This window comes from Zavarzinia sp., from assembly GCF_041650655.1.
In the GTDB taxonomy this organism is placed as follows: Bacteria; Pseudomonadota; Alphaproteobacteria; order Zavarziniales; family Zavarziniaceae; genus Zavarzinia.
This window is the reverse complement of sequence record NZ_JBAZKR010000016.1, coordinates 29,213-47,216: the sequence shown is the minus strand read 5'-3', so window position 1 is coordinate 47,216 and position 18,004 is coordinate 29,213. Positions and strand designations below refer to the sequence as shown.

The following is an 18,004-nucleotide window of genomic DNA, read 5'->3' as shown; positions in this document are numbered from 1 at the left end:
GAGACCGATTTGCCGCAGGAAACCGCGCCAATTCCTCACATCCGAGCCGCAGAATCATCCTTTACGCCGACAACCACGGGAAAAGACTACGCGAAGCCCGCCGGTACGTCACCGGCGAGCTGACGATCTCGGGCGAAGTGGGATCTTATGGCGCAGGCTTGATCGTCGGCATCGCGGGCAGCTGGGCGCCATTGGCAGCGAACTGCTCGGGCTTGCCGGCGGCCGGCTTGGGCACGACGTGACGGGACGGGTTCCGCTCGGCGGAGGCCGCCAGGGCGCGCGGCTTGGCGGTGGGGGAGCGCGGCTCGTCGGCCCGCTCGGTCGGGCGGCGCGGCGGTTCCACGGCGGAGCCCGGATCGCCTTCCGAGACCACCGGATGACCGATCACCACCGGCTTGCCGGCGCGGATCATGACAGTCGCGCCATGGGATTGGGAGCTGCGCAGCTGGGAGTCCAGGGTGCCGGCGGGGGCGCTCACGCGGATCGGGCCGGCTTCCTCGACACGGGCGTTGGCCGGGCGGGAATCGAGGCCCCGGGCATCGGCCGCGGCATCGTCGCCGTCGTCGCTGCGGGCCACCGCATCCTCGAAGCTGGGCGCGCCGCCGTTGTAGATGAAGCCGTAGAGCGGATAGATGCTGGTGCCGTAATCGTCGATCACCGGGTACCAGACGCGCACCATCGACCAGTCGTTACGGGGCGAGACGTCGATCACCGAAACGCCGCGGTCGACCCGGCCCTTCATACCGCTGCGCCGGCCGGCCCAATTGGCGTGATCGATTACCACTTCACGGGAATTCACGACGTTGCGGACCACCGCGACATGGCCGCGACGCATACCGTTGGCGCGCTTGAACACCATCACGGCGCCGACCTTGGGATGGCCGCCGGTCTGATAGCCGACCTGCCGGGCCTGACCCCACCAGGTCCAGGCGTCGCCCTTGATCTCGACGCCGGAAACCTGGCGCGCATAGGGGACGCATTCGACGGCCTTGGCGGGTGCGGTGAGAGAAACGGAAGCGGCGATTGCGAAAGCCACAATCAAGCCACGGCCCCAAAGCCTCGCCCGCATTGCCATTTTGCCCCCGTTCCGCTATCCGGTGTTCGCCCTGCCCAGCCGATGTAACAAACCGAAATAATCCTGTCCACCCTCAATCACCCTAGGCGCAGGGGGGATTTTGCCGCGCCGTCATTGACTTGACGCAATATATGGCCGGGAATCGCAAGGACTCGTTGCCGGATACCGCAAGCGCTTGCTATTGCTCGATAGTGTCGCAGGCAGGTTTGACCCGATACGGGCGGAAAAGATGCAGCTTCTGGAATCGGGCGAGGCGCCGGCGGTCGAGGTCGCGAATCCATCGGGACGCTCGGCGGCGGTGTTGCTGTGCGACCATGCGAGTCCCCTTCTGCCCCGCCGCCTGGGCGATCTCGGCCTGAGCGAGACCCAGCGACTCGACCACATCGGCTGGGACATCGGCGCGGCCGCCGTGGCGCGCCGCCTGTCCGCCCTGATCGATGCGCCCCTGGTGCTCTCCGGCTATTCCCGCTTGGCGATCGACTGCAACCGCCCGCCCGGTGCCCCCACCTCGATTCCCGAAGTGACCGGCGGCATCGCCGTGCCCGGCAACCGGAACCTGGGGGCCACGGAACGGGCGGCGCGCGAAGCCGACCTGTTCCGCCCCTATCACGCCGCCATCAGCGCCCTGCTCGACCGCCGCGCGGCCGAGGGGCGCCCTTCGGTCGTGCTGGCGATTCATTCCTTCACGCCCGACCTGGGGACGCCGCGGCCCTGGCAGATCGGCATTACCTATGGCCGCGACCGACGCCTGGCCGGGCGCCTGATCGATATCCTGCGCCGGCGCTGGCCCGCGCTTTCGGTCGGCGACAACCAGCCCTATGCGGTCACGGATTCGGGCGATTACGCCATGCCGGTCTATGGCGAGGGGCGCGGCCTGCTCCATGCCCTGATCGAAATGCGCCAGGACGGTGTCGCCGGCAGCGCCGGCCAGGACATTTGGGCGGCCCGGCTCGCCGAGTGCTGGCGGGCGCTGGAGCCGGGGCTGGAAGCCCTGGCCGCGGCCTGATCCGCGGCGCGACCGCCCCAGATCGGCATATTTTGCATATGCGAGATTTTATTCGCTGGTGCAGCATTTTCCCGTTCGGTTGCGCGAACGAGGAGAAGCTGATGCCCATGATCGAGTGGCTGTGGCGAGGTTGGCTCGCCCTGATGATCACCCTGTCCAGTCTCGGCATCGCCCAGGCGGTGACCGATGTCGTGCATCAGCCGCCGATGCCCTGGCGCCCCGACCCCTTCGGCGCGCTGATTCCGGCCGACCCCGCCATCCTGGCCGGCTTCACCGCCTGAGCAGGCTCAATTGGTCACGGTGAAGCTGTTCCGCGCGACAACCGTGGCCGGCAGCGGCACCAGGGGAATCTGCGGCATGATCCGGCAGGCGCCGCCTTGGTAATCGTAGGTCGCGGTAATGGTGATGGGGCTGGAAGCCGAGTCCATGACGTAGGTCGGCACGCAGCCGTTGCGGCTCATGAAGCCCGGCTGCACCTCGTTAGCGAGCTGGGTGAAGATGGTCTGGCGGTCGGCCGCATCCTCGCCGAGCGAGACCAGGCGCGAAATCTCGCCGAGCCGGTGGCGCAGCTGGACATAGTCGGAGAAGACTTCGCCATAGGACAGAATGCCGAACAGCAGCATGAACATGAGCGCCGCGACCAAGGCGAATTCGATGATCGAAGCCCCCCGCTCGCCGTCCGCCTGTCCGCGGTCGCCGCACTTGTGATGACGCATCTCGAACGCTCCGCTCCTGTCGACCTTGCCGACCACGCTAGTTGACGAGGCGCGAAGCCCCATTGCAAGAAAGGTTGGCCCCGACATCGACCTTGTCGAGCCCGAGCCCGAGGAAATCGAGCAGGACGTTCAACAAGGGATCGAGGGCATTGGACAGCACGCCGACGATCGGCCGCAGGATGGTGTCCGTGATGCTCTGCGCCGCCGTGAGGTGACCCAGGGCGTAAAATGGATTGCTCGACAGGCTGCCCGCAGCCTGGCCCGGCTCCACCACCTCGACATTGGCGCCCGCCAATGTGTCGGACAGGCTGGCGATCAGATTGCTCGTCGGATAGCTGCAATAGCCGGGCGCCGCGCCGATTTCGGGCGGATCGGTATAGGGGTCGTCGCAGGTATAGCCATAAGGGTCGCTGCTGCCCGGTGCCAGCGTGGTCTGACCATTGCCCAACAGGGGCGCGTCGACCCGCAGGGCGACCCCGCCGCCGGCGAAGGCGAGTCGGGGTTCGGTCGTCGTGCTGGTGGTCGTCGTGCAGGACAGTTTGGCGTGCAGGAGACCGCAGATCTTGTGTTCGCTCACCGTCGTCCTGACCGTGCCGAAATCGATCAGGGGGGCCGGCAGCATCACGGGAAAACTGTCGGAGGCGAAGACGGCGGCCGGATTGGCCAACACGCCGGCGTCGACATGGGCGACACTGGTTTCGACCACCGTCGACAGATGCGGCGGCGTCGCCCCCGTGCCGCAACTATAGTCGGTGACATAGGCTTCGCCGCCGCCGAGATCGAGCACGGCATCGAAGCCCGCTCCTTGCGTCTCGCCGCGATCCAGAATCTTGATGTCCAGCACGTCCTTGGTGTCGGAGCGCGTGACATCGCAGGCAAGAATGCAGGCGACCGAACCGATCAACCCGTCGACCAGGGTGACGAGATCACCGACCGCCCCGACGACGTCGAGCGACAGCGTATCGTTCAGCACCACCACCGCCGGATCGACCAGTTGCGCCAATGCGTTCAGAAGCCCGGTCAGGCTGTGCATGATCGGCAGATTGACAGACAGGTGGACCCGGATCTGCGCCGTGCGGACATAGATCGCATCGGCCCCGGTCTTCTTGTCGGCTTCCTGTTTTGCCCGTTCGGGATTGCCGATGGCCGACAGGCGGGGGGGTTCGATCACGGCGAAGCGCAGGGTGACCGTGGCAACGCCGCCGAAAAGATTGGTGTGCGGAACGTAATCCTGTAACGCCTGCGCCAGCGCTTGTCCGGGCTGGCCACCGCCCAGTGCCTGCAGCAGGGCGGTGATGCCCTCGTCCGACATCACGATCTCGCCCGCCAGGGCATTGCGGCCGTTCGCCGCCAGGAAGAAGGCTTCGAGCACATCGAGCACGCCGAGGTCGAGATCGAGTGCAGAGTCCGGCAGGCCGGACTGCATCGCGACGACATCGCCGACACGGATCAGGGCCGGGCCGACCGTGGCGGCCGTCGCAGTCGCCACCGTCTGCAGGACGAGGCCCGCCGTCGTGTCCGGGCCGAGGACCTCGATCGCCGCCGCCAGCAGTTCGGAGACCCGGAACGAAGCGTCGAGCACTTGGGTATAGTCGCCGGCCTGGAGGTTCAGAGACGCGCCGTTCCGCAGGATGAGCCGGTCGAGGAAACTGTGCAGATCCAGCTTGGCATCGACCAACCCTTCCCAGCCGACCAACGTCAGATTGACCTTGCCGCCCAGCAGGCCGAACAGCCGGGCCAGGGCATCGTTGTCGAGGCTCGCCAGCGTGCTGCGGATGGTGAGCCGGGCGAGCGGTGAGCCTGGCTTGGCCGCGACCGCCCGGGCACCGACACCGACCGCCGCCACATCGTAGATCCGCGCGAAGAAGCTGGGTACCGTCACCGCGCCGTCAAGGCGGACGGCGGTGCAATCCGCGCAACTCGCCCCCTGGGCGACGAAGCGCTGGTCCGGCCGCGGGCGACTGCCGGGCACGCCGAAATCATAAGTCCCGAGGCAGAGATTGACGATCCCCGGCGCCTCCGGGGCGCCGCAACCGGCCGCCACCTGGAGGTGCTGGCCGCCCGTGTAGTCGAGATCGAGTGCGGCCTGGGCGGCCCGGACCGCCGCAGCCCCGTTGCCGGCCGACGCGCCGAGCCCGCGCGTCGCCGCGATCGCCGCGAGGTCCAGGGAATCCTGCAAGCGCTGGCGCTGGAAGTAGGTGTAACCGAGGTCGATCACCATGGCCATCATACCGATCAGGACGGAAAGCCCGGCGATGAAGAGCAAAGCGGCGACGCCGCGCTCGTGCTCGTGCTCGTTCCCTGTCCTGTGTCTCGCACTCATTCAGTGTCCCGCGACGCCGATCCAGCCTTCATCCCGGACCATTCAGCCACGGAACCGTGGACGCCTTCTTAACGGCGGCAGGGAAGTCAATTCGCGAGGCGTGCCCCGGCGTTGCAAGTCATGTTGGCGCCGACGTCGATATTGGCCACGTCGAGGCCGAGCAGATTGAGCAGGAAGTTCACGATCGGATCGAGCACCGCGGCGAGCAGGGTGATCACCGGATTGAGGATCGACACGATGGTGGAGGTCAGGGTGGCGGTCCCGGTCAGCAGCGTGCTGATCAGATTGGCGTTGCCCGCCGCCGGCTTATAGGAGTCGATGTGCAGGCCCGCCAGGGTCGTTTTCAGGCCGCCGATCACGTTGCTGATCGAAAACGAATGGTAGTTGTTCGTCGCTTCGTCGAGCTTGGGCAGGGCGGAATAGGCGTAGCTATATTGCGATCCGGCGACCGTGGCATTGGCATAGAGGCCAAGGCCACCACCCGTCAGCGCATGATGCGCCCCGCAATTGGACGTCCCGCAGAGGCCAAGGAGACAGGTCACGGTGCAGGACTTGGTCCCGATATCGATGATCGTCACCGGATTGACCGCGGGTGGTGTGGTCGAGGAGAACACCGTCGTCGGGTCCAGCGTGCCGACATTCACCAGCCCCACGCTGGACGCCGCGTTGATCGACAGGGAGTCGCTGCCCGAGGCCGGGCAGGTATAGTCGGTCACATAGGCTTCGCCATAGGCCAGGTCCACGCTGACGTCGATCCGGGGCTGCGGCAGAATCTTGATGTCGAGCACGTTCTTGACGGTCGGGATGGGCAGCAGCCCGGTCAGCAGGTCGAAAAGATTCAGGCTGAGCGCACTATTCAGGATCGAGACGAGCTGCGAGGAATTGGCCAACGTGGCGACCGCGTTGAGCAGCGACGACAGCGTGTTCAGGATCGGCAGCTGGATCGAGACATAGAGGCGGATCTGCCCGGTCCGGACATAGATCGCTCCTGCGCCGGCCCGCTTGTCGGTGGCGGCCTTGGCATCGGCCGGATTGCCGATCGCCGAGAGCTGGGGCGGCTCGATCACCTTGAGCTTCACCGTGACCGTGGCCGCCCCGCCCAGGATGCTGGTGAGCGGCGAGAGCGCCGAGAGCAGCGACGACAGCGTGCCGTAGTTGGGAAGCGAGCCGCCGACCGAATTGAGCAGGCTGGTGACCCCGGCCGTGCTGAGGGTCAGGCCGGTCGTGCTGAGCGCCGAGGCCCCGTTGGCCGCCACAAGCACGCCCTGGAGGAAGTCGAGCAGGGCGATATTGGTGTCGAGCCCGGCGGCCGGCGTGCCGGTTTCGAGGTCGATCAGCGAGCCGAGCTTCACTGTGGTCGACTTGATGCCGGCCGAGATGGAGCCGATGAAACTGTTGAGCGCCAGGCCTGCCGTACTGTTCTGGCCGACCGCACTGACGACGCCGGTGAGCAGGCGCGAGACGCTGATCGAGGTGCTCAGCAGGCTGGTATAATCACCCGCCGCGATCGAAACGCCGAGACCGCCGCCGCTGATCAGGCCGTCGAGATAGGAGAGCAGGTTGACATCTGCGCCGACCAGCCCGGTCCAGCTCACCGCCGAGACGTTGACGCCGCCGCCGAGCAGTCCGAAGACCGGGCCGAGCAGGGCCGACTGGCTGGTGTTCAAGGTGGCGAGCGAGCTTCGGATGGTCAGCCGCGCCAGCGGCGTCGCGGACTTGACCGCGGTCGAGACCGCCCCGATGTCGAGCACCGTCACGTTGAAGATGCGGGCGAAGAAACTGGGCGCCTCGCTGTGCGCGAAGAGACGGACGGAGGTGCAGGTGGTACAGCTCGAACCCTGCGCCGTGAAGCGGCTGGCCAGGGCCGGCCGGTTGTTCGCGGTCCCGGCGTCATAGCTGCCGAGGCAGAGGTTGATCACGCCTTCGACCGCCGGTGTGGCACAGCCCGAAGCCACGGTCAGATGTTCCGAAATGCCGTAGTTCAGATCGATCGCGGCCTGTGCCGCATTGACCGCGGCGACCTGATTGCCGGTGCCGTTGGTCAGTGCCCGCGCCCCGGCGATGGCGGCCAGATCGAGGGCGTCCTGGAGGCGTTGCTTCTGGTAATAGGCAAAGCCGACGTCGACTACCATGGCGACCATGCCGATCAGAACGACCAGGCTGACGGCGAAGAGGATGGCCGCGATGCCGCTTTCCCCCTGTTGGCCGATCCCCCGCGATCCCCCCATGCGCGCCGCCCTACCGCTCCGCCGCCCTATTGCACCGTGAATTCGTTGGTCGCGACCAACTGCGTCGGCATCGGCAGGAAGAAGCTCGGCATCAGGCGGCAGCCCGTACCGTTCAGATTGTAGGTCGCCTCGAGCCGGATCGTACCCGGCACGAAGCTCGGGTCGAGGATGCTGACGCAATCGGCGTTCAGGCTGCTGGTATTCAGGATCTGCGCCTTGGCGGCAGTGTAGCGGCTCTGGCGGTCGGCCGTGCTGGTCCCGGTGGCGACCTGTCGCGACAATTCGCCGACCACATATTTCAGTTGGACGTAGTTCGCCAGGATCTCGCCATAGGCCATGATGCCGAGCAGCAGCAGGACCATCAGGCCACTGACGACCGAGAATTCGATGATGGCGACGCCGCGTTCGCCGTCAGCGCGCCTCGAGCGCCTAAGGCACCAGCTTCGCATTGTTGCACTCCAGGTTGATCACGGCGACGTCGGCGGTGCCGACGCTGAGGCCGAGCGTATTCAACAGAAGATCGACCAGCGCATCCAGAATCGGCGTCAAGGTGACCGAAAGGATGGTGGTCAGCAGGCTCAGTACCGGATTCAGGATGGCCGACAGCACGTCGCCCAGCACGCCGGTCAGGCTGAGCCCCAGCGAACCCACCAACTGCGAGACCAGCGTGGTCAGGATCTGGCTCGTGCCGGTGTGGATGCTGCTCGGGAAATCGGCATTGTCGGGCGCTTGGCCGGTCTGGCTGAACAGGGCGTAGAGGTCGGGGAAGGCCTTCTTGCTGGTCGCGTCGCCCCCCTTGACCTCGGCCGCCAGGGTCGGCGCGCCGACTGGCAGGTTGACCCCGATGCCGGCACCAAGCAGCGGAATGCCGAACAGCTTCACGCTGAGCAGGGTCAGAGGATCGGCATGGGCCGCGATGTCGTTGGACAGGAAGGCGGTCTTGTCGATCTGGCCGATGAAGGCGCCGAGCAGGCCCGTGTCGATATTCATGGCGACATAGCGGTCCGCCGTGTTGGCCGGTTCGCAGCCGAGCTTGGTGACCACCGCCTGGGCCGGTGCCACGTCGACGCCGACCGAGAGATTGTTGCCGTCGGGCAGCAACTGGATGCTGACCCCGAGCAGATTGAGGATGCCGAGCAGGCCGTTCACCAGGCTGACCACCGAGCCGAGCGGGCCGGTCAGGTCGACCTGCAGCAGCAGACGGATCTGCGCCGTGCGCAGCAGGTTGTCGCCATTCTTGATGTCGTCGTCGGTGATCACCCGCTGGCCCGAGGGAGGCTGCATCTGCTCGACCACCGAGAGATCGAGGCTGGCGCCCAGGAAGGTGCCGAGGGAGAGGGCGACCGGATGCTGGCCGGTCGCATTGCTGGCCGCGGGCGAGGCCGCGAAGAGTGCCGCCGTGACCAGGTCGAAGACATTGATCGGCACGGCGAGGCCGTTCTGGTTGGTCCCCGCCGCGACGCCCAGGAGGTCGCCCAGCTTCACATTGACGTCGTGCAGGTTCAGGAGCGGCAGTTTGGAAATGCCGGGGAAGGCATCGCCGAGACCGATGCCGAGGCCGAGCGCCGCCGGATCGCCGTTGGCGGCATTCTTCGCCACGTCGGCGACCACGCCGAGAATGCCGAGGGCCGAGACATCGGCCCCCAGGAGCTGGTCGTAATTGCCGACCTGGAGACCGACCTTCACCGCATATTGGTCGAGCAGGCCGAGCAGGTCGATGTTGGCGCCGACCAGGCCGTTGTAGTCGAGGGCGGTCAGATTGACGCTGGAGCCGAGCAGGAGGCCCAGGATCCCGTTCAGCAGCCCGGGGCCGAGCGAGGCGAGACCGGAGCCGATCCGCACGGTCGCGTAGCGCCCGGTGGTGACCGCGGTCGAGCGCGCGCCGACGTCGAGACTGTCCTGCGCCAGGATGCGCGAGAAGAAGCGGGGCGAGGGGTCGGTGGCGGTCAGGCGCACCGCCGTCGGCGCCGACGACGACGTGCTGCTCTCGACCACGAAACGGTCGAGCACCCCGCGCGAGCGTTGGTAGCTGCCGAATTCGACACCGGACAGACTGTCCCCGGTATAGTCGTTCTGGACCAGCACGGCGACCGCGGCCGAGCGGGCGCGGCCCCGTTGGTCGGTCGCGCCGTCGAGCTGCCGGGCGGCCGCGATTGCCGCGAGATCGAGGGAATCCTGCAACCGCTGCTTCGAGTAATAGGCATAGCCATAGTCGACCACGAAGGCGACCATGATCAGCAGGATCGGCAGGACGACGGCAAAAATGATCGCCGCGGCGCCGCGTTCGTTCCCTCTACGCATGAAACCGACCATCGCCCCGGACCTCGTTGCTTCATGCGGCGCAGAGTATCCCCACGCCCTCACTGCTTCACACCGTTTCAGGCTCAAATTGATCCGGTAGTGGTTAATTTTCCGGGAAGCTTTGCGGGAACTCGCCCGGCAATTGAACCGATTCGGTTGCAATGGCCCGAATTCACCCCGCGCCCGCCCCGAATGCCATGGCCCGGGTCACCGCCGCATAATGGCACATGGTGGCGGCCAGGACGAAGAGATGCCAGATCGCGTTCTGGAAGCGCAGCCGGTGCCAGAGGTGGAACAGCGTGCCGGCCGAGAAGAGCAGCCCGCCGACGCCGATCAGGATCGAGGTCGAGGTCTCGAGATTGTGGAGCAGGGGCCGGGTCGGCACGACCAGGATCCAGCCGAGCGCCAGGTAGACGCCGATCGAGGCGCGCTCGAAACGGCGCGGGAAGGCGATCTTCACATAGACGCCGATGAGGGCGACGACCCAGATGGTGGTGGTGATGGCGATCGCCCAGGCACCGTCGAGGTAGCGCGTGGTGAAGGGCGTATAGGTGCCAGCGATCATCACGAAGATCGCCGCATGGTCGAAGCGGCGAAGGAATTCCCGCCGGGCCGAGGGCTTGGTCAGATTATAGGCGGCCGAACAGATCAGCATGGCGTTGAGTCCGGCGGCATAAGGCAACACGGCGGCGAAGGCCCAGCCGTCGCCGAAGATGCCGACCAGGGAGAGCAGCACGACCGTGCCGAGCAGCGCGAAGCCGACACCGACAAGATGGACCCAGCGATCGACGACGAGTTCGGCCGTGCTGTAATGGCGGGGCCCCCAATCATAGACCGTGTCGCTCACACTCGCCTCGTTCCCGTGCCGCTCCCCTGTAACAAGAATAGAAAGCCGGGGGTGGCGCCGCTAGTCCATTCGGTCGATTGCAGGCCGGCGCCCCGCTTCTAGGGTGGCGCGTGTCTCGGCGTGTTCGTTGTTTGCCGAAAACCGACAATCACGACGGAGCGCTTCCATGGAACGCCTGAAGGGTATCGACGCGTCGTTTCTCTACATGGAGACGCCGAACAACCACATGCAGATCGGCATGTTGTGGGTGCTGAAGCGGCCGGAAGGTGCCACCGGCTCCTATTTCGACGCCGTCCGCGCCCTGGTCGAGAGCCGGCTGCATCTCTCCAAGACCTATCGCCGGCGCCTGGTGCCGGTGCCTTTCGACATCGATCACCCGATCTGGATCGAGGATCCGGATTTCGACCTCGACTTCCACCTCCGCCATATCGCCGTGCCGCCGCCGGGCGACCGCTCGAAACTGCTCGAACTGGTGGCCCGGCTGCATTCGCGCCCGCTCGACCGTGCCCGACCGCTCTGGGAAATGTATGTGATCGAGGGCCTGGAGGACGACCAGGTCGCGGTCTATGTGAAGATCCACCATTGCTGCATCGACGGCATGTCGGGTACCGAGCTCATGGTCTCGCTGCTCGATTTCGGGCCGGAGCCGCGCGACGTCCCGCCGCCCGAGAAGCCCTGGCGGCCCGAGCGCGCCCCGACCGATTTCGAGATGCTGCTGCGCGCCTCGGTCCACGGCGTGGTCACGCCGATCCGCAGCTTGCGCCGCCTGCCGCGGGTGATCGGCGCCGGCATCGCCTTCGGCCGCAAGGCGCTGGCACGGGAAGAACCGCTGCCGACGGCACCCTTCCAGGCCCCGAAGACGCCCTTCAACCGGGCCCTCACCCCGCACCGCCGCTATGCCGTGGGCGAAGTCTCGCTCGACCGCATCAAGGCGGTGAAGAACGCCGTGGGCGCCACGGTGAACGACGTCGTGCTGGCCATGTGCGCGGGGGCGCTGCGCCGCTATCTCGATGCCGCGGGTGAATTGCCGGCGAAACCCCTGCTCGCGGTCTGCCCGGTCTCGGTCCGGACCGAAGGCGGTGGCGATGCGAACAATGCGGTCTCCGCCATGTTCGTCTCGCTGGCGACCGACATCGCCGATCCGCTCGACCGGCTCGCCGCGATCAAGGCCTCGACCGCCCATGCCAAGGAGGCGATGAAGGCCCTGCCCGCCAATACGTTGCAGGACTGGTCGATGTTTGCCGCCCCCCTGGTGGCAGCCCAGGCGGCCCGGCTCTATTCGCGCTGGCGGATCGCCGACCTGCACCGCCCGCCCTATAATGTGATCATCTCGAACGTGCCCGGTCCGCCCTTCCCGCTCTATCTGGCGGGGGCGGAACTGCTGCATTCCTATCCGATCTCGCTGGCGATCGAGGGCATCGCCCTCAACATCACCATCATGTCCTACCGGAACGAAGTGGCGATCGGCCTGACCGCCGACCGCGAAGCGGTGCCGGACATCGAGCACATGATGGAGCAGATGCCGGCCGCCCTGGCCGAGATCGAGGCCGCCCTGGCGAAGCGTCCCTGACTCTTCGTCAGGGTGCCCTCACATCTTTCATCCACGCCGCGAGTTCGGCCGGGAGATCCTGCGCAGCAGCCAGAAGCGCCGCCCAATCGTCCGGCGGATCGTCGCGCTCGAGCATGGCCTTGAAGACCGCGTAGGGATCGTTCTTGGCGCCGCGGGCCCGCAGAGTCGCCTCGTCGTTCACCCAGGCGAAGACGATGATCTTGGCGCGACTGTCGTAACGGAAGAACAGCCGGAAGCGCTGGCCGAACTTGGCCCGCGACCAATGGCGGTAATCCCCGCCCATGGTGTTGCCGATGCGGTAATTGGCATGGCCGGGATCGGCCGGGACCACCTCCAGGACCAGCTTGGCGATGGCGGCCAGGGTGCGGACATTGGCATTGCCGCGAAACCCCTCGGGGTCTGTCGCCCGCGCCCGGCGCGCGGCATCGGCCAGACCGCGGATCTGACCGAGCATCATGTCATGGAAAAGGAGCGTCCAGCCGCCGACCGTCAGAGGCAAACATCGCCCTCGATCGGCTGGTCCAGATCGACATCGACTTCGCGCCGGACTGCCTCCAGGGCGTCGAGCAGGTCGGCAGGCAGAAGGCTCACGGCCCGGGCCGCCGCGATATCCGCGGCGATCAGGCCGAGGAAGGCGCCGATGGCGGGATCTTCGTGCGCGGCTTCGACCGCTTCGACCACGACCCGATGGCCGTCGGTGCGGAAAACCACTTCGCCACCGTCACGGACGCCGAGGACCTGGCGAACCGCCAGCGGCAACGTGGTCTGGCCCTTGGGGCTGACGATACAGGTCCTGGCGATGACGGCTGGATCGGCCATGGCGCGGCTCCTCGTTCGGGAGCCACAAAGGTAGGGATTTTTCCCTACTTTTCAAGCACGGCTTGAAAAGCGACCCCTCCCCCGGGCGGGAGAGGGGCCGCATCAGGTGCGTTACTTGTCGACGCGCAGCGCCACGAAGCGGAGGTCGCCGGCGCGGCTGACCAGGAAGAGCACGGACTTGTGCCCGGCGTCCTTCTCGGCCTTCACCTTTTCGGCGATCTGGGCCGGGGTCTCCACCTTGGCCTGCGCCACTTCGACGATCACGTCGCCCGGGCGGATGCCCTTTTCGGCGGCGGCGCTGCTCTCGGCGACGTCGGTGACCACGACGCCCTTCACGTCGTCGGGGACATTGTTCTTGCCGCGCAACTCGTCGGTCAGGGGCGACAGGGTGAGGCCGAGCACGACCTGGGTCTTGGTCGGCGCCGCGCCGCCCTTGTGGCCGCTGCCCGAAGCGTCGGCGATCGCCGTCTCGTCGAGCTGGCCGACCTTGACCTGGACGGTCTTCTCCTTGCCGTCGTGCCAGACCACGACCGGCACGGTGTTGCCGATCTTGGTCTCGGCCACGATGCGGGGCAGGGTGCGCATGTCGGGCACCGGCTTGCCGTCGAAGGTCAGGATGACGTCGCCGGCGACGATGCCGGCGACCGCAGCCGGGCCCTTGTCGTCGACGCCCGCGACCAGGGCGCCGCGCGCCTTGTCGAGGTTCAGGCTCTCGGCGATCTCGTCCGAGACGGACTGGATGCGCACGCCGAGCCAGCCGCGCCGGGTCTCGCCGAATTCGCGGAGCTGGGCCACGACCTGCTGGGCCAGGGCCGAGGGGATCGAGAAGCCGATGCCCACCGAGCCGCCCGAGGGCGAATAGATCGCGGTATTGATGCCGATGACATTGCCGTCCATGTCGAACAGCGGGCCGCCCGAGTTGCCCCGGTTGATCGCCGCGTCGGTCTGGATGAAGTCGTCGTAGGGGCCGGCGTTGATGTCGCGGTTGCGGGCCGAGATGATGCCGGCCGAGACCGAACCGCCGAGACCGAAGGGATTGCCGATGGCGAGCACCCAGTCACCGACGCGGGCCTTGTCGCTGTCGCCGAAATTGACGAAAGGCAGCGGCTTCGACGGCTTCACGATGAGCACGGCGACGTCGGTCTTGGGGTCGTGGCCGCGCAGTTCCGCCGGCAGCTTGGTGCCGTCGGCCAGCGTCACGGTGATTTCTTCCGCGTCCTGGATCACGTGATTGTTGGTCACGATGACGCCCGAGGGATCGATGACGAAGCCCGAGCCGAGCGACTGCACCTTGCGCGGTTCCGGCTTGCCCTGGCCCTGACCCTGGCGCTCGAGGAAGTCCTTGAACAGTTCCTCGAAGGGCGAGCCGGGCGGGAACTGCGGCATGGGCACCTGGCCCTCTTCGTCGCCGCCGTCCTCGCCGCCGCTGCCGGAGACGATCTGGGTGGTCGAGATGTTGACCACCGCCGGGCTGAGCTTCTCGGCGAGGTCGGCGAAACTGTCGGGGGCGCCGCGGGCATGGGCGGCCTGGGCCCCCATCATCACGGCGAGCAGCAACAGCCCGACGAGCAGGACGAACAGGCGGCGGTGGAGGTCGTCGGCCGCGGCCGACTGCACCCGGGCCCTAGTCACTCTGAGATCCATCACCTGACGGCTCCATTGTTTGCGGCGGACAGGATTGGGTGCCGCAACGCTTCCTGCAAGAGAATTGAAGGATGAAGACGCCTTCACCCGCGTTCCGGGGTGTAGGCGTGGAATGTGGACGCATTATGACCGAAAGGCGCCGCCATCGCGGGCCGGGCGCCACCTCGCGGCGGCGCCCGGGCCTCGTCACTTCGCGGGTGCCGATCCGCCGACCATTCCGGCGATATTGTCGAGATAGCGGAAGAAGTCGCTATCGGGCGACAGCACCATGGTCGTGGTCTTGTCGGTCAGAACGGCGCGGTAGGCCTGCATCGAGCGGTAGAAGGCGAAGAACTTCGGGTCCGAGCCGAAGGCGTCGGAGAAGATCTTGCTCGCCTCGGCCTCGCCCTCGCCGCGCCGGATGTCCGAGTCGCGCTGGGCGTTGGCGATGATCACCGTCGCCTCGCGGTCGGCTTCGGAGCGGCGCTTCTGTGCCGCTTCCTGGCCGGTGGCACGGATCAGTTTGGCTTCCTGCTCGCGCTCGGTGCGCATGCGCTGGAAGATCGCCTGGCTGTTGGCCTCCGGCAGGTCGGCCCGGCGGATGCGGACGTCGACCACCTCGATGCCGTTCTCCTTGGCCTTCTCGTTCACCTGCTGGCTCAAGTTGCGCAGCACTTCGGCGCGCATGCTGCCCCGCGTCGTCTCGCGCGGGTCGATCAGCAGGGCCGTCAGGGGCTGGCGGCCGATGACGTCGCGCAGGCTGGACGAGATGAAGGTGGCGAGCTGGCGCCGCGCCGTCTCCTGCGTGCGCAGGCGTTGGTAATAGAGCAGCGGGTCGACGATCCGCCAGCGTGCAAAGGCGTCGATCACCACCCGCTTCTGGTCGGCGGCGATCAGTTCCTCGGCCGGGGCATCGACATTCAGCACCCGTTTGTCGATATAGACGACGTTCTGCACGAAGGGCAGCTTGAAGTGCAGGCCGGGTTCGGAGACGACCTGCTTCGGGTCGCCGAACTGCAGCACCATGGCTTGCTGGGTCATGTCGACGGTGAAGACCGAAGACAGGCCGACGATGGCGAGGGCGCCCGCGACCACGGCGCCGATGACGAGACTGCGGCTCATGGCTGGCCTCCCGCGGCGCCGGCCCCGGGCTTGGCGACCTCGGGCAGGGGCAGATAGGGCAGCACACCCTGCGACGCTGCGCCGGTATTGAGGATCGTCTTGTTCACGTTGCGCAGGATCGCTTCCATGGTCTCGATGTAGAGGCGCTGGGTGGTGACTTCCTTGGCGCTGTCATAGGCCTTCAGGACCGAAAGGAAGCGGGCCGCCTGGCCCTGGGCGTCGGCCACCACCTGCTGGCGGTAGCCTTCGGCGTCCTGGTAGATCTTCTGCGCCAGGCCGCGGGCCTGGGGCACCTTGTCGTTGTAATAGGCTTCCGCCTCGTTGCGATACTGTTCCTGGTTCGCGCGGGCGGCCTGGACGTCGCGGTAAGCTTCGATCACGGCGGCCGGCGGGTCGACCCGGTGCAGCTGCAGTTGGGTGATCTGGATGCCGGCGCCATAGGTGTTCAACACCTGCTGGATCAGGTCGCGCGCCTCGCGCGCGATCTTCTCGCGGCCCTCGGTCTGGGCGTCCTGCAGGCGCGACTGGCCGATCACCTCGCGCATGGCGGAATTGGCCACGGCGCGCACGGTTTCGTCCGGGTCCTCGACGTTGAAGAGATATTTGCCGGCGTCGTCGATCACCCAGAAGACGGAGAAGGCGACGTCGGCGATATTCTCGTCGCCGGTCAGGATCAGGCTCTCGTCCGCCCCTTCGCGGCGCAGGCCGCGCAGGCCGTCGGTGTTGGTCAGGCCGACGTCGACCCGGTTCTGGCTGGTCACCGAGGGAGTCTCGACGCTCTCGATCGGGGCGGGCAGATGGTAGTGCAGGCCGGGCTGGGTGGTCTCCACCCATTTGCCGAAACGGGTCACGATGCCGAGCTGATCGGGCTCGACCCGGTAGAAGCCGGTGGAAGCCCACAGGCCGATGGCGACCAGCGCCGCCAGCAACACACCCCGGCGGCCCCAGCCGCCCTGGGGAACGATGTCGCGAAAACGCTCCTGACCGCGCCGCAGCAGGTCTTCGAGGTTGGGCGGCTGGCCGCCCGGTCCACGCTGGCCCTGGCCCCAGGGGCCACGACCGCCGCCGTTGCCCCCGCCGCCCCAAGGACCGCCATTGTTCTGCCACGGCATGCTGACGCGATCTCCCACCTTAGACGTGCGCCCCCGCGGCGGCTGTTGGGTGCCGGCCCGCGATGCGCTATACCCCACGAGGGCGGCGATTCAGCCGCCGAATGCTGCTTGCCCCTCGCAATGTGGGCGAAACGCCGGGTATTTCAAGGACGAAGGCGATGACGATTTCCCGCGACGAGGTTCTGGCCGCCCTGGAGCGCGTCCCCGATCCGAGCGGACGAGGCAGCGTGGTAGCCGCCGGGCGGATCGCGGGACTCATGGTGAAGGACGGCCATGTCGCCTTCTCGATCGAGATCGACCCGGCCGAAGCGGCCGCCCTGGAGCCCCTCCGCGCGACCTGCGAAAAGGCGGTGATGGCACTGCCCCGCGTGCTCTCGGTCACCGCCGTGCTGACCGCCCATCGCGACACCCCGCCGCAGCGCCCGCCCCAGGGTGCTGGCCAGCAACCGAAGCCGAATGCCATTCCCGGCGTTTCCAAGGTGATCGCCGTCGCTTCGGGCAAGGGCGGGGTCGGCAAGTCGACCACATCGGTCAATCTGGCGATCGGCCTCTCTCGCCTGGGCCTCAAGGTCGGCCTCCTCGACGCCGACATCTACGGTCCCTCGATCCCGCGCATGCTGGGCCTTTCGGGCAAGCCGCGCACCACGGCGGCGAAGAAGCTCGTGCCGATGGAAGCCTATGGCCTGAAGGCGATGTCGATCGGCCTCCTGGTGCCCGAAGATCAGGCGGTGATCTGGCGCGGCCCCATGGTGATGAGCGCGATCGGCCAGCTCCTCTCCGAGGTCGACTGGGCGCCCCTCGACGTCCTGGTGATCGACCTGCCGCCGGGTACCGGCGACGCCCAACTGACGCTGGTGCAGCGCGCCCCCCTGGCCGGCGCCGTGATCGTCTCGACGCCGCAGGACATCGCCCTGATCGACGCCAAGAAGGGCCTCGCCATGTTCCAGAAGGTCGAGGTGCCGGTGCTCGGCATCGTCGAGAACATGAGCTATTTCATCTGCCCCCATTGCGGCGGCCGTTCCGACATCTTCTCCCACGGCGGCGCCCGCGAGACGGCGGCCCAGCTCGGGGTCGACTTCCTGGGCGAGATCCCGCTGCACATGTCGATCCGCGAGCATTCGGACGACGGCCGGCCGATCGTCGCCCTTGCGCCGGAGAGCCCCCAGGCCGAAGCCTATATGGCCCTGGCGCGCGAGGTCGCGGCCCGGATCGAGACGGCCGGGCGCCCCGCGCCGCGCATCACCTTCGCCTGAGACGGGCCT

Annotated in this window: 16 protein-coding genes; 4 read left to right on the top strand and 12 right to left on the bottom strand. The window is 67.1% G+C overall.

Going from position 1 to position 18,004, the window contains the following annotated elements; translation table 11 throughout:
* Positions 1-145 precede the first annotated feature (145 nt).
* Positions 146-1,036, bottom strand: coding sequence for a CHAP domain-containing protein (locus WC493_RS05555; RefSeq protein ID WP_373063377.1), 891 nt, complete (start codon positions 1,034-1,036; stop codon positions 146-148).
* A 268-nt stretch (positions 1,037-1,304) separates the two neighbouring features.
* Here WC493_RS05555 and WC493_RS05550 point away from each other — a divergent pair, with 268 nt between their 5' ends.
* On the top strand, positions 1,305-2,081 hold the full coding sequence (locus WC493_RS05550) for an N-formylglutamate amidohydrolase (RefSeq protein WP_373063375.1): 777 nt from the start codon (positions 1,305-1,307) through the stop codon (positions 2,079-2,081).
* A gap of 101 nt (positions 2,082-2,182) precedes the next feature.
* Positions 2,183-2,362 (top strand): hypothetical protein, encoded by a 180-nt coding sequence (locus tag WC493_RS05545; RefSeq protein ID WP_373063373.1) that lies wholly within the window; start codon positions 2,183-2,185, stop codon positions 2,360-2,362.
* Positions 2,363-2,368: 6 nt separating this feature from the next.
* Here WC493_RS05545 and WC493_RS05540 read toward each other — a convergent pair whose 3' ends face one another.
* The 6 genes from WC493_RS05540 to WC493_RS05515 form a co-directional block, all read right to left on the bottom strand.
* Positions 2,369-2,797 (bottom strand): TadE/TadG family type IV pilus assembly protein, encoded by a 429-nt coding sequence (locus WC493_RS05540; protein ID WP_373063371.1) that lies wholly within the window; start codon positions 2,795-2,797, stop codon positions 2,369-2,371.
* A 37-nt stretch (positions 2,798-2,834) separates the two neighbouring features.
* The gene (locus WC493_RS05535) at positions 2,835-5,120 is read right to left on the bottom strand and encodes a pilus assembly protein TadG-related protein (RefSeq protein ID WP_373063369.1); all 2,286 of its coding nucleotides are present in this window, start codon (positions 5,118-5,120) and stop codon (positions 2,835-2,837) included.
* Between the two features lie 86 nt (positions 5,121-5,206).
* Positions 5,207-7,348, bottom strand: a complete 2,142-nt coding sequence (locus WC493_RS05530) for a pilus assembly protein TadG-related protein (RefSeq protein WP_373063367.1) — start codon at positions 7,346-7,348, stop codon at positions 5,207-5,209.
* Between the two features lie 26 nt (positions 7,349-7,374).
* A complete protein-coding gene (locus WC493_RS05525; RefSeq protein ID WP_373063365.1) occupies positions 7,375-7,797 on the bottom strand; it encodes a TadE/TadG family type IV pilus assembly protein in 423 nt (140 codons plus the stop codon).
* The gene (locus WC493_RS05520) at positions 7,778-9,649 is read right to left on the bottom strand and encodes a pilus assembly protein TadG-related protein (protein WP_373063363.1); all 1,872 of its coding nucleotides are present in this window, start codon (positions 9,647-9,649) and stop codon (positions 7,778-7,780) included. Before WC493_RS05520 ends, WC493_RS05525 begins: the two co-directional genes overlap by 20 nt.
* A gap of 172 nt (positions 9,650-9,821) precedes the next feature.
* On the bottom strand, positions 9,822-10,496 hold the full coding sequence (locus tag WC493_RS05515) for a hemolysin III family protein (protein ID WP_373063361.1): 675 nt from the start codon (positions 10,494-10,496) through the stop codon (positions 9,822-9,824).
* A 166-nt stretch (positions 10,497-10,662) separates the two neighbouring features.
* Between WC493_RS05515 and WC493_RS05510 the strand changes: the two genes are divergently transcribed.
* On the top strand, positions 10,663-12,066 hold the full coding sequence (locus WC493_RS05510; RefSeq protein ID WP_373063359.1) for a wax ester/triacylglycerol synthase family O-acyltransferase: 1,404 nt from the start codon (positions 10,663-10,665) through the stop codon (positions 12,064-12,066).
* A 7-nt stretch (positions 12,067-12,073) separates the two neighbouring features.
* Here WC493_RS05510 and WC493_RS05505 read toward each other — a convergent pair whose 3' ends face one another.
* The 5 genes from WC493_RS05505 to hflK all read right to left on the bottom strand — a co-directional run bounded on the left by WC493_RS05505 (position 12,074) and on the right by hflK (position 16,742).
* Complete coding sequence (locus tag WC493_RS05505; protein ID WP_373063357.1) at positions 12,074-12,565, bottom strand: type II toxin-antitoxin system YhaV family toxin; 492 nt, start codon at positions 12,563-12,565, stop codon at positions 12,074-12,076.
* Positions 12,556-12,885: a type II toxin-antitoxin system PrlF family antitoxin gene (locus tag WC493_RS05500; RefSeq protein ID WP_373063355.1), complete on the bottom strand. Its 330-nt coding sequence runs from the start codon at positions 12,883-12,885 to the stop codon at positions 12,556-12,558. Before WC493_RS05500 ends, WC493_RS05505 begins: the two co-directional genes overlap by 10 nt.
* A 111-nt stretch (positions 12,886-12,996) precedes the next feature.
* Positions 12,997-14,529, bottom strand: coding sequence for a DegQ family serine endoprotease (locus WC493_RS05495; protein ID WP_373063353.1), 1,533 nt, complete (start codon positions 14,527-14,529; stop codon positions 12,997-12,999).
* Positions 14,530-14,715: 186 nt separating this feature from the next.
* On the bottom strand, positions 14,716-15,630 hold the full coding sequence (gene hflC / locus WC493_RS05490; protein WP_373063351.1) for a protease modulator HflC: 915 nt from the start codon (positions 15,628-15,630) through the stop codon (positions 14,716-14,718).
* On the bottom strand, positions 15,627-16,742 hold the full coding sequence (gene hflK / locus WC493_RS05485) for an FtsH protease activity modulator HflK (RefSeq protein ID WP_373063349.1): 1,116 nt from the start codon (positions 16,740-16,742) through the stop codon (positions 15,627-15,629). The genes hflC and hflK overlap by 4 nt, the downstream gene beginning before the upstream one ends.
* Positions 16,743-16,900: 158 nt before the next feature.
* Here hflK and WC493_RS05480 point away from each other — a divergent pair, with 158 nt between their 5' ends.
* On the top strand, positions 16,901-17,995 hold the full coding sequence (locus tag WC493_RS05480) for an Mrp/NBP35 family ATP-binding protein (RefSeq protein ID WP_373063347.1): 1,095 nt from the start codon (positions 16,901-16,903) through the stop codon (positions 17,993-17,995).
* The last annotated feature ends 9 nt before the right edge of the window (positions 17,996-18,004 follow it).